Source organism: Brotaphodocola sp., from assembly GCF_983179755.1.
Window position 1 is genome coordinate 25994 of the sequence record NZ_CFAHBC010000007.1, and the last position, 11984, is coordinate 37977.

10 protein-coding genes and 1 tRNA gene are annotated in these 11984 nt (G+C 43.8%); all 11 read right to left on the minus strand.

The features are described from left to right. Positions 1-5: 5 nt before the first annotated feature. The 11 genes from AC4EVX_RS04600 to AC4EVX_RS04650 all read right to left on the minus strand — a co-directional run bounded on the left by AC4EVX_RS04600 (position 6) and on the right by AC4EVX_RS04650 (position 11957). Entirely contained in the window at positions 6-1784 is a 1779-nt protein-coding gene (locus AC4EVX_RS04600) for a hypothetical protein (RefSeq protein ID WP_490159677.1), read from the minus strand. Next, on the minus strand, positions 1781-2545 hold the full coding sequence (locus AC4EVX_RS04605) for a transglutaminase domain-containing protein (RefSeq protein ID WP_490159678.1): 765 nt from the start codon (positions 2543-2545) through the stop codon (positions 1781-1783). The genes AC4EVX_RS04600 and AC4EVX_RS04605 overlap by 4 nt, the downstream gene beginning before the upstream one ends. A 70-nt stretch (positions 2546-2615) precedes the next feature. Further along, a complete protein-coding gene (locus AC4EVX_RS04610; protein WP_490159679.1) occupies positions 2616-3206 on the minus strand; it encodes a VTT domain-containing protein in 591 nt (196 codons plus the stop codon). Between the two features lie 22 nt (positions 3207-3228). After that, complete coding sequence (locus AC4EVX_RS04615) at positions 3229-4635, minus strand: protein kinase domain-containing protein (RefSeq protein ID WP_490159680.1); 1407 nt, start codon at positions 4633-4635, stop codon at positions 3229-3231. A 68-nt stretch (positions 4636-4703) separates the two neighbouring features. Continuing rightward, on the minus strand, positions 4704-6434 hold the full coding sequence (locus AC4EVX_RS04620) for a PP2C family serine/threonine-protein phosphatase (RefSeq protein WP_490159681.1): 1731 nt from the start codon (positions 6432-6434) through the stop codon (positions 4704-4706). 267 nt (positions 6435-6701) lie between these two features. Next, the gene (locus AC4EVX_RS04625) at positions 6702-7394 is read right to left on the minus strand and encodes a vWA domain-containing protein (RefSeq protein ID WP_308451392.1); all 693 of its coding nucleotides are present in this window, start codon (positions 7392-7394) and stop codon (positions 6702-6704) included. A 429-nt stretch (positions 7395-7823) separates the two neighbouring features. Further along, complete coding sequence (locus AC4EVX_RS04630) at positions 7824-8465, minus strand: vWA domain-containing protein (RefSeq protein WP_308451391.1); 642 nt, start codon at positions 8463-8465, stop codon at positions 7824-7826. 260 nt (positions 8466-8725) lie between these two features. Continuing rightward, positions 8726-8797: transfer RNA gene (locus AC4EVX_RS04635), tRNA-Arg, on the minus strand. A 184-nt stretch (positions 8798-8981) separates the two neighbouring features. Then, the gene (locus AC4EVX_RS04640; protein ID WP_490159682.1) at positions 8982-10046 is read right to left on the minus strand and encodes a M42 family metallopeptidase; all 1065 of its coding nucleotides are present in this window, start codon (positions 10044-10046) and stop codon (positions 8982-8984) included. Positions 10047-10178: 132 nt separating this feature from the next. Next, entirely contained in the window at positions 10179-10949 is a 771-nt protein-coding gene (locus tag AC4EVX_RS04645; RefSeq protein ID WP_177977961.1) for a DUF1275 family protein, read from the minus strand. A 102-nt stretch (positions 10950-11051) separates the two neighbouring features. Next, a complete protein-coding gene (locus AC4EVX_RS04650) occupies positions 11052-11957 on the minus strand; it encodes a DUF3881 family protein (protein WP_177977960.1) in 906 nt (301 codons plus the stop codon). Positions 11958-11984: the final 27 nt, after the last annotated feature.

Consider the following 11984-nt stretch of genomic DNA (forward strand, 5'->3'; position numbering starts at 1 on the left):
TTTTATTATCCCAAACTTATATAAAAAACAAGTGATAAGATACAGCCTAAAACGCCGGCGACACCTATTCCAAGTTCGATTTGATTCTGCTTCGTGCCATTCTTTTTTGAGACCGGACCTATATTCTGGGTGATCACAAGCCCGGAAATAATTCCCCCGCAGATCGTGGCTAGCAAAGACAGAATCGTTGTCGCTGTGAGAATTGTAAGAATCGCACAGACAATAATGATCGTCGAATAGGTTGGCGGTGTGATGATATCGTTTTCCGGCAAAACAATCACCTTGCAGGTCTGGCGCAAAATGATTGTTCCATTCGCATCAAATGCCGAGACTTCAAGCGTCGTGTCCCCCTCATCTATTGCAGTCACGGATTTACTGTTTGAATCCCATCTGGCAATTGATGAATCAAGCACTCTCACACTTATGCTCTTGCACCCGGAGCCAACCGGTTCTAAGGTTGCATGAAATGGCACCGGTGAAGAATTTAATTTCATCCTGATTTCGGGATCCATCCTGATTTGTTTCGGCAACGGAATGACCTGAACGGCAATGGACTGCATGACCTTATCCACCTGAACCGTGATCGTACACCTTCCCGGATTTAATGCCTCGAATCTGCCCGGTCCGAGCATTTTCAGGGAGTTTGCCGGTGAGACCGACCATCTGGCATTTGCGATGTTGGTGGCATTTGACGGCATATAGTTTGCACTCACACAAAACTGTGCGCCTTGAAGCACCGAATTTCCACTCGCAATTGACGATACAATCGCCAAATCTATTGATGTCACTCTCGGAACAACATACACCCACATCGGATGTTTACAGAGTACTTTTCCTGTCTCGGAAAAAATCTCCAATTGCGCGGAACCTGCCTGCAATGCCTTCGCCGCTCCATTCTGGATCGCAATCACCGACGGATTGCTGCTCTTTGCGGTTAAATTGGATGGTGGAAACTCATCGATAAGAATGTTTGCTGAGAGACCACATTCTAATTGCGCTGGCATTCTGCACTCGACAACCGGTTCCTCCCGGGTAAGCATTTGAAGCCTTGATCTCACATAAAAAGAGGCACTCTTGCCTGCATTGCAAAGTTTCGAATAGCAAAACATCATATATGGATAAAGAATCGTGATGTCGATCCACTCCTGAATCAAGGACAGGGCTTTTTTCTCATTTGCTCGGATCGCCAGACATTGTCCTAATTCCACTGAAAGCTCCCTGCTGCTTTCATCGATGACAACAATAAGGTCATCCTCGGATAATCCTATCTGCCTGCCCTCTGAGTAGCTGTTTAACGTCGTCAAAACAACATTTACCGCCTCTTTCCGATCTGCTGTGCATTTACATTTACCCTTAAAAAACGGATCAAGTCCGTTTAAAATCGAAGCCTTATATATACCTGCATCCACTGTAGATGTGAGTGAAAATCCGGGAATATCCGGCAACACAATTCCCATCTTATTCGATGCTTCATTCATCCATTGACATCGGGTTTTTGTGTCATACTTTCGTACGAGAGCCGTATGAGATAAATCCGTACATTCCCTGCGGTTTGCAAATACCGCTGTAAGCATCAGATATTCGATCTCAAGGCACTGGACTCTCAATGCATAGTCATCATTCACCTCAGAGTAAAGCAGTTCCGGCAAATCCTGATACCAGTTCGAGAGCGGATCAATTTCACACACCTGAAGCTGGCTCTGGGAGGACAATCTTTGACCATCTAACCAGAGATCCGCAGTCCTCGTATAAGGGCTTACTTTCATGTCAAAAATATGTTTCACCCAAACCACCCTTTCTTGAAATACGCAGTTAAATCCAGATTTTTCTTTTTTGTCAACCGACATTCCGGAATGGCTTCCAAATCCCAGGAATACCCTGCCATTTCGCTCGATTTTTTAAGAAAATTGTGTCGCCCAAATTTCCCCGAAAAGGAACTGATATCATTTGTCACATCTACAAACGAGGCCTCCTGATTGATCCATACCAGATTCCATCCATGAGGCGATCCGTTCAGCGTTCCGCCGACGTAGATGCAGGGAATATCTGAGTAATCGCAGAGGAATTTATAAGCCATTGAAATTCCCTCACACACCGCAATTCCATCCTGCACAACACCAATCAGATTGTGTGCCCGGATTCCATTCGCATCTCCATATTTGACATTATTTAAAATTACATCGTGCAACCACAATGCCTTCTCTGCAATCCCAAGATTGGATGGAGTATGAGAATAAATATATTTTCCCCAGTCTTCACATTTTTGAAGAAGCGTCTCCGCCTCCGATTTGGTATATAGATAATCCCCACGGATATTCATCCCAAATATACTTTTCGAATACGCAATCTGGTAATAATTTACATAAAACAAAAGCGGATAATCAAAATGAATCGCCTGCGCAATCTCTGAAAGGTTACAGTGAGGAACGGGTAAATGAATGTGGGACTCAAAATGCATCCACTGGCTGACCAGCGAGTCATACACAGACTGATCATGTGCATCCAGCTTACTTCTGTAATAAAGCAGGGCCTTCATCTGCATCATCCTTCACCTCCATCCATCTCCTAAATTCCTAACCTGAATACATAATCTAAATCCCTAAATCTTCAGCTTTTCAGATCTTCAAATACCGCTGAACCAAGAATACATAAATCATCATTTTCATCACTTTCCCTATCATACAGGGAATGATATATTTCGGCAGTGGCATCTTTCCGGCGCCTGCCGTGACTCCAACCAGATCAAACAATGGAAGTGGCAAAAAAGCAAACAACCATACCGTAAAAACGCCATATTTCTGCACATATGTTTGAATCCGAAAAAGAAAGGGTGTATCTTCCACAACATTTTTTCCGGCTCGACCACAGCAGTAGCTGATGAGTTCCCCGCACGCAGTTCCAACTCCACCGATTATCGTGCTAAACAGGGGATTTAATACCGTTGAGGCACTGATCGTAAAGGCAATCCCACTTGCCGGCAAAAAGACGGTGGCATTTGTCAGAAAACACGCCACAAACAGTCCTATATAACCGGCTACGGCAAGTTTTTTTATGATCTCGGGCCACAGCAAAAACGGCAATGATCCGGTTACGGCAACTGCAACTGCCAACACAATTTTTAAGAAACGGAAAGCGATTATTTTTGCAGTTTTTTTGAATTTTGTCTTGAGTTCTGTTTTGGATTCTATCTTGGGTTTTGTTTCCATCTTTATCCTTCCACGATTCCACTTAAATTCCTATGGTAATAATTTCGCTCAGATTTTCAAAAATTCCTTTTTTCTTTGCACTTTTAGGCGGGTTCTCTTTTGCACAAAGAGGACATTGATCGAGTTCTTTTCGGTACCAGTGGAAATGATTCTTTTCGCACTGTTTCAATGGTTCGTTATAGAATCTCATCAGAGCATCCATCCACTCTTTCGTGGTGGGGCGTTCTTTTATTTTTTCTAAGTAAGTTTCCTGATTATAATCAAAAACTCTGACAAATAAATCTTGAATATATTCGGGTAACATGCTAAAAGGAGGCGCCCAATCAGGAACCGTCAGTCCCTCTATCTTTTTTATGTATGGAGACTCCCCGTTCATGATTTCTACATTCGTATAGGTATCACTGACTGCTCTTGATACCAGATCTGATCGGACACCGCCAAATGGATTTGCGTTATTCATCAGCAATCTGAAAATTAAAATCGCCAGGGAAAACAAATCTGTCTCTCTCGTGAAACACGTATTTTTCAGGTATCCTGCGTTTTGAAGTTCAGGTGCCAGCATTTCCGGCAGACCGACCGCACACGGAAAATGCTCGTTTGTCGTTTTATCCACGATGTCATAGGAATCTGTGTCTATCAGACAAACCGTGCCATCCGGATTGACCACAATGTTATTCGGGTTTAAATCTCCAATTACAACTTCGTGCTCATGGATATAGGAAACCGCTTCCGCCAGGTTATATGCAATGATAATCAAACCTTTGTAATCCAACTCCGGAAAGTATTTTGTTCTGTCTGCGGAATTCCTCGACACATCATACAATTTGAATCTGGTTGTGATACCTGGCATGATATATCCAACAAAGTGATCTTCCTCATCGTAGAGTAAGGATTCTGGAATTGTGTTAATCAACACGTGGTCTAACTTTGACGGAATCTGGTTGTTGATAAGTGCCTCTATTTTTCTTTCCATATATGCAAAATCCGTTGTCGACTTAAATACCTTCACAACCTTTCCAGGCATATTCGGAACTTTGTATACAGCACCTTCTCCACCGCTTCCAAGCATGGTGCCGAGATATACCACTCTGCCATCGTTTGTATAAAATGTTTTCTCGGCGATACTTTCGGTTCTATTCTGTGAATTACTTTTTGTTTTTTCCCTGTCACTGCGGTTACTGTTGCATGCAATTTGAGAAAGCTCATTTTTTAATGTGAGTGCAGATCGTCTTTCTGTCTCTGCACTCGCCAAAAACTTGTCTAATGATGTCGCCAACGATGCCAAGGCAATCGCATCGTCGGTCGCAACATCATGGTCACTGTACACTCTTTTTAATAACTGACTAAGATATTCTCTGGTTTCCTCAAAACTGGTCTCTCCCTCAAAGGTCTGTTTTTTTTCATTTGGAGCATGATTTTTATTGCTCATAGAATCTCTCCTGTCGCCAATCACCGATTAGTACCTGTTGACGAATCTCTGTCTTTTTTATTTGTATTTCATTTATTTGTGTTTGACTTATTTGTGTCTAACTTGTCTGTATTTAATTTCTGCTGATTCTTCTGCATTCGACTCTGCCGGATTCTCTCGGCAGTCTGTTCAGACAAGACTTCCACCGTGGAAAGAATTTCTCCACTCATTTCCGTCACTGCTCCTTTTAATCCAACAGAAATATCAACAACCCCCGCAAATGTCTGTTTTACCCCATTTACAATCATCTCTCGATTCTCATTGTAATTGAATCTCTTTTCATTATAATTGAATCTTCTTTCATTGTAATTTGCATTGCAGTTTGTATTGTAGTTTGCATTATAATTTGACCTCTGCTTTGGATGATTCCCCGGATCACGCTTCGACTCACTCATTTCCCGATGCCCGTTATAATTTGAGCTGCGTCTTGGCTCACCTTCTTTTCTCTTTTCCGCCTTCTTGTCCACTGGGTTCTTTTTACTTGGACTCTTTTTGTTCTGCGAAGGATATAAGGCATTCCGTCTTTTCTTCTCGTACTCTGCCGTCTGCTTATTCCACGCTTCATCGTCAAATACAGGCTTCTGAGACTTCTGAATCGCTTTCTGATTCACAACACCGACAAAGGTAATATCATCCGTCACAGCATTTCTGTATGCTTCCGTCTTTAAGTACTCATCCCAGTCGTTGCAGTTGGATTTTGCGCTTTCCGCATCCGTCTGAGATGTGTAAAACACCGGTTCTATAAAACGATAATAGACCCGATTGTTCTCTGACTCCGGTCTCACAAATGCATCAAGAACACCATCCGTCGCCATAACGAATCCCACGGTGTTATTTACTTTTCCGTAGGTCCACTGTTTGCTCTGAAGCGGAAATACACTGCTCGCCTCTTCTCCCTTAATGCGGGCGGTAACCATCGCATAAATTCCATCTTTATCCAGTGCGACGATGCCGTCGTCTCCGGCATGCGCAAAATAAAGTGTCGTTCCATCGTACACCGCCAACGTAAGCGTGGACTGCAACGAGTAGGATAATACTTCGAGTTCCTCAGCCTGCTTCTCAACGGAATCAAATGCATACTGCATTGCGTCCGAGAGTCCCATCTTCATTCGACTTGGAGTGTCAAAAACAAAACCGGGCTGACTCATCTCCACTTTAAGAAACTCCTCCAGAAAATCCAAACTGGATTTCACGGCTGTCTCCGCACCGTAATCCGACAACTGACAACTGCCAACCCCATCCGCAATCGATGCAATGACAATCTGTTTGTTCACCCAGCGAAATCCACTCCTATCCTGACAGGGCAGGTTGTTCTTGATATGAGATTCCCCCTGCTGGGAAATGCAGAATACACTGATGTCATTTTCATATCCCGAAGTCGGATCTGGAAGATGAATCTCCGGAAGTCTTTCTTCCGTCTCGTCATTTTCTTCGTGACTTGTTTCGCCGTCTTGCTTGCTATCTGTTGTGCTGTTTTTTTCGTGATCCTTTTCAATATCTTCTTTGTTATCTTTTTTGCTATTTATTGTGTGATTCGTTTCGCCATTTTCTTTGCTATCTTTTTCGTGGTCTGCTTCGCTATTTTTCTCTTTGTGGTCTTTTTCTTCTTCCTCGCGACCCACTTTTTTCTCTTCCTCATGACCCTTCTCATGGTTCTCGGTGTCCTCGGTAACATCCGCCGTAATCTCCTCGCTCTCTGTATCCGTTACTTTAGGAGAAGCCGTTTCCATCGTGTCATTTTCTTTTTTGATTTCTTCCATTGCGATCCTCCTGAGAAATCTTGTGATACTCCCCACCTATGAAGGAAGGGAATATCTTTTTTGAGATATGTTTATTTTATCAATCCACTACCTAAAAGTACATGCCATTTCAGTCTAAAGTATCTCTGATTGCAGTTCATGCGTTGCACAAACTGCAATGGATTTTACCGATGCTTCGCATTCCAAATCGGCAAAATCAGCTCCCACCACGGTATCATACGGAATTTTCAGTTCAGAAAATTCCTATCCATGTACAGTAACCCCTCATTACTCATTAATCCCCACCGTAATAATGCTCGGTGTGGGTGGAAGATTGACCTCCTCAGATACCGTGGGATCGGACTTTGCGATAACAGTAAGGCTTTCACTCAGCCATACAAAGGCCTCTTTAAAATGTTTTGAATCCGCAGACAGAACCACTTTTGAAGGTGCATCTTCCGGATAGTACTCCCGCAATTTTTCCTTATTCGCACTCTCTCCGATTGCCATAGGCATAAACACTACCTTTTTACGATCAATATAACCTCTGAGTCTGGCCTTTGTGGCAGACTCCCTCTCCTCATCCGTGGCTTCTCCATCAGTAAGAACAAAAAGCCAGGGACGATAGTAATTAATTCCATTCTGTTTGTATAAATCTTTTCTCTCTTCAAGAACATCAAGTGCGGTGTCAATTGCTTCATTCAGAGCCGTAAGACCCTCCGCCACTAATTTCGGCGCCTGATATTCCATTGCCGGTTTAAATGGCATCTCCGTCTGCACCGTGCTGTTAAAAGAAATAATCATAATCTCCACTCTTCCCAAAGCAAGCGCATCCTGTTGCAAGGCATGTCCAAATTCTTCAAGGCCATGATTTAATTCTTCAATCGGTTTCTCCATCATGGACATAGACGTGTCCACCAACAAAACAGCTGCAAGATGCTTCTCTCCTGGATGGATTGGTGCTACAAGTGTACCTGACATAACATTTTCCTCCCTTTCCCCTTATCCTGTACTCCCACCAATTAATTTGCAATCGTATTCAACACAATACTCGCAAAGTTTCTTCCTGTCCTGAAATCGGAAGGTGTTTTGCTGATTACAAATAATTGGTTTGTCGGAAGATACAGGATCTTCCAGTGTTTCTTGCCATCCATTATCTGAAAACCACTTCGGAGCAGATATTGCCTGAGGTTGCTGTTCAGTTTTTCATAGTTACGAAACTGAGCTTTAAATTCCTGTCTCTGTATGCATCTCTCACTCATTTGTATCACCTTCCTTTCTGTAAACTCATTATCCCATAAAGGGGTCTATTACTAAAGAAAGGAAACTGGAAAAGTTGGTTGTAAAATGACCAAAGTTACGAATTTTTCTCAGATTGGCTCATGAATTTTAACCGGAACCAATTCCCACTTACAAGATTTCTCCATAGTCTTTCATATGCCCATATATTCTTCCTGTCCAGCCAAATACCTCCCTGACCTGGTCACATCGAAACAACGGACAACATGTTTTTTCTTCCGGATAATATTCCATCGCCTTTTTCACATCAATATCATCACCTATTCCAACCGGCATAAAGATTACTCTTTTTCTCCGAATTTCATTTTGTAGCCGATTTCTGACGACACATTCCTGATCCAAATCAGATGCCTTCCAATCAGAAAAGACAATCAAACACGGTCTGTAATAAAAAACACCAAATTCCCGAAACTCTCTCTTTCTTTTTTCAAGAGCATCAAGTGCAGTGCCAATTGCTTTATTAAGAACGGTTCGACCGTCAGCTACAAATTCCGGTGACTGATATTCTATCGCAGACTTAAATTTCATTTCCGTCTTCACAGTGCTGTTAAAAGAAATAACTGTAAGATCAATTCTTCCTGAAGCAACACAATCCTCATCTAATATCTGACCAATTTCCTTGAGAGTATGATTCAACTTCTCAATTGCCTTTCCCTTCATTGAGGTAGAAGTATCCACCACAATGGCAACTGCAAGATGTCTCTCTCCCGGATTTCTAATCGGATTCGTAATCTCCATCCATGTATCTGCCATAACTTTTCCTCACTTTCTCTCCTATGCTTATATTTATTGTAATCGTCCATCGAAGAAAAGTACTTAGCCAAACTCCGTAAAGTTAGCTTTCTGAAACGCTTATTATCATCGCCACAGATATAGAGATGTTTTTTTCACCTAAAATAAAAAAGAACATGCCTTGGCACATTCTCGCGCCCATACAAAAAAATCCGACAGCCACATACATGACTGCCGGATCGCAACTTGCTCTTTACTTTCACTTTTTTTATTTCATTTAACGTTCCCGACGGGAATCGAACCCATATCTGACGCTTAGGAGGCGTCTGTTCTATCCGTTGAACTACGAGAACAGCCCTTTTATTATAGAGCAAACAGACAGGTTCCGTCAAGCGGGAATTATTCCTGCGTGTATCTCTCTGCACATATGCCTGTTACAGTTCATGCATTGCACGAACTGCAACGGATTTTGCCGATGCTTCGCATTCCAAATCGGCAAAATCTGCTCCCACTACTGCATCATACGGAATTTTCAGTTCAGAAAATTCCTACCTGCGTGTTTCTCTGCACATATGCCTCCACAAGTTTCAGTGTCTGCATCATTCCGTGAATATGAGTGCGCTCCATGTGGTGAGATGCCTGAACACCCTGACCGATCAGCGCATGACGCACATTGTGACCGCCACGGATTGCAGCGGAAGCGTCGGAGCTGTATCTGCGGTAGCAGTCGACTGCGTAGTCGAGTCCAAGCTCTTTTGCCATCTCAATCATCTTTGTCGTCAGATCATAGTCATACGGACCTGCGCTGTCCTTTGCGACGATGCAGACTTTCTTTTCATCGCCCTCGAGATCGTCTCCGACCGCTCCCATATCCACAGCAAGCATCTCGGTCACATCCTCCGGAATGTAGCTTGCGCCGAAACCAACTTCCTCAAAATTTGTGAACAACATCCGGATCTTTCCAACCGGATTTACTTTTCCATCATGAATCTCTTTAAGCAGAGTCAGAAGGACAGCTGTGCTCGCCTTGTCATCAAGGTGACGGGATTTGATGTATCCGCTCTCGCATGCGACAAAACGTGGATCGAATGAGATATAATCTCCATTCTCAATTCCGAGTGCGCGCACCTCCTCTTTCGTGTGCACATCCTCGTCGAGACGCACTCTCATACAGTCATCTGTTCTCTTCTGGTCACGGCACTCCGGGAAAACGTGAACGGACGGCTCTGTCGTCAGAATCGTACCTGTATAAGAACGACCATCACGCGTGTGAACCGTGCAGTACTCGCCCTCAATGCTCTCCATCATATATCCGCCGACCGGAACAAGTTTCAGCGTTCCGTCATCCACAATCGTTCTCACCATTGCGCCGAGGGTGTCGCAGTGTGCGGCAAGAAGGCGATTTCCACCGTCCTTCACATCTCCCTCATGGACATCCACAATCAACGCCCCTCTGCTTGTGTACTCTGTGTAGAAACCAAGGTTTTCTGCCTCTGCTTTCAGCCATCCCATAACTTCTTTTGTGTAACCGGATGGGCTCGGAATGTTTACCACACTTCTCAGCTTTTCTGTCATATAGTTTTTTATCTCAAGTTCTGTCATGATAGTTCTTCTCCATTTTTTCAAATAATTTTAACAGTTCAATCCCTTCACAATCCCAAATAAACATCCATTGAAAATCACCCCAAATTGCCCTCAACTATATAGGAGTAGGACATCCACTCCAAGTTATATTCAGGACTGCTTTTCCACAAGCACATAGACAATCGCAAGCGGAATCACACAGAGCAGGGACGATTTCAGTCCCAATCCCAGCATCTTGGATGTCGCATAAGAGATCGCGATTCCGGTGTGGAAAGCGAGAAGCGTCAGACCGAAGATCGTTCCCTTCTCCTTATATTTCGGATCGCCACTGTTCCAGTAAAGGCAAAATGAGGATACCGTCTGCTTTAAATTGTTCGTGGAAAAAATCGTCGAGCAGACATATCCACATGCTCCGGTAAACGAAGTCCACTGAAATGCCATGATGAAAAATACCGGGTAGAGCGAAAGCATTCCATTCATATCTGCCGGAAAAAATGCCAGCAAAATACACACTGGAATCTCAATATACAGACAAACCTTTCTGACATTCCAACTTGTTCTCGCCGGAATCAGCGTTGCAATCGCCACTGCCAGCGCAAAGATGACAACGCTTCCGAGACGAATCAGCACACTGAGCATCTTTGCATCCTCAAGATCCATGACCATGTGAATCAAATTTCCAGTCACTGCCGAGCCGAAAATATCAAATCGGTTAAAAATCGCATATGCTCCCATAAAACCGCCGACAATCGCCATCAGGCAGTGCATCCAGAGATCGAGTCGCATCCAGATGCTCTCTTTCTTCTCCTTCTCAACCAGCACCTTCAGTTGCTCAGCTTTCGATTCCGATTTCTGCTCAGACTTTGGGGTTATTTTTTGTTGCGCTTCCTTCTGTGTTTCTCCCTTAGTTTCTGTTTCCATATTCTTTTGTATCCTTCCCGTTATTCCGTTTTCCCATATTTGTTTTTTCAGAGTGCACTTACACACCACACCTACCCGAAACAACAATGATCACGTTAAAGGTTAAACATCACTGTTCTGCCGGCTTCCCGCAAACTTTGCGACACCCTGCATCCAGATCTGTCCCTTAAATCTGCGTCCGATCTTCGGCTCTCCGATCAGATCTTTCTTCGCAATTCCGACATGAAAAATCATATCACTGCACTCAAGCGTCAGGTCATAAACGATCTCCTTCGTGATCTGATTTTTCTTCTCCTCAATCTTGCAGATCTCTCCGATCACCGAATACTGGTCACACTCGATTCCACTCGGCATAAAGCTGGAATCCACAATCGAGTACAGATCTTCTTTCATCACTCTCCTGGAAATTTGAGAATACATATCCATGTCCTCGATCGTCAGCGTCTCCATCGCATTCTCATCGCCATTTTTTGCTGCCTCAAGCAGGTGATTGCGGTCCTTCGTTGCAACCTTTGCCATCTCGATCTGTTTTCTCGTCTTGTGGAGTGGCAAAAGCACCTTTCCCTCGGTCGCAAGACCGGTCAGGCTGACTTCCTCTACCTTTGTGGAAAGGCGTCCCAAACGTGCCAAACGACGACAGCGGTACTCAAAACCGTTATCCAGATAAAAAATCAGGGAAATTCCCACTCGAAACTCGTCGAGAAGTCCCGCATAGGTCTCCTTCTCCGTGTGGCGCTGAATCGAGCAGTCCACTGTGGAGGACGGATCAGATGCCGTCAGATACGGATAATAAAACTCTCTTCGGAAACGTCCTTTCGGATCTACCTCTCCGACCATGACAATTCCCATGCCGGGAGCAACCTCCGCGCGAATCTCACAGAGATTTTCATCTTCATCAATTTCCAGACATTGACGCGCATTTCCCTTTTCCAGGTCATCGAGCAGTCTCTCTATATCTCTTTTCTTTCGGTAAGCGCCAAATCCCACACTTCTCAAAAATTTATGCATTCTCTCTCCTTACCTTACTTCATACTT

What these genes read in the sequence shown, in the direction of transcription:
- AC4EVX_RS04605 (WP_490159678.1), bottom strand. Translation starts at nt 2,545, where the DNA reads ATGATGCAGATGAAGGCCCTGCTTTATTACAGAAGTAAGCTGGATGCA.
- AC4EVX_RS04615 (WP_490159680.1), bottom strand. Translation starts at nt 4,635, where the DNA reads ATGAGCAATAAAAATCATGCTCCAAATGAAAAAAAACAGACCTTTGAG.
- AC4EVX_RS04625 (WP_308451392.1), bottom strand. Translation starts at nt 7,394, where the DNA reads ATGTCAGGTACACTTGTAGCACCAATCCATCCAGGAGAGAAGCATCTT.
- AC4EVX_RS04640 (WP_490159682.1), bottom strand. Translation starts at nt 10,046, where the DNA reads ATGACAGAACTTGAGATAAAAAACTATATGACAGAAAAGCTGAGAAGT.
- AC4EVX_RS04610 (WP_490159679.1), bottom strand. Translation starts at nt 3,206, where the DNA reads ATGGAAACAAAACCCAAGATAGAATCCAAAACAGAACTCAAGACAAAA.
- AC4EVX_RS04620 (WP_490159681.1), bottom strand. Translation starts at nt 6,434, where the DNA reads ATGGAAGAAATCAAAAAAGAAAATGACACGATGGAAACGGCTTCTCCT.
- AC4EVX_RS04650 (WP_177977960.1), bottom strand. Translation starts at nt 11,957, where the DNA reads ATGCATAAATTTTTGAGAAGTGTGGGATTTGGCGCTTACCGAAAGAAA.
- AC4EVX_RS04645 (WP_177977961.1), bottom strand. Translation starts at nt 10,949, where the DNA reads ATGGAAACAGAAACTAAGGGAGAAACACAGAAGGAAGCGCAACAAAAA.
- AC4EVX_RS04630 (WP_308451391.1), bottom strand. Translation starts at nt 8,465, where the DNA reads ATGGCAGATACATGGATGGAGATTACGAATCCGATTAGAAATCCGGGA.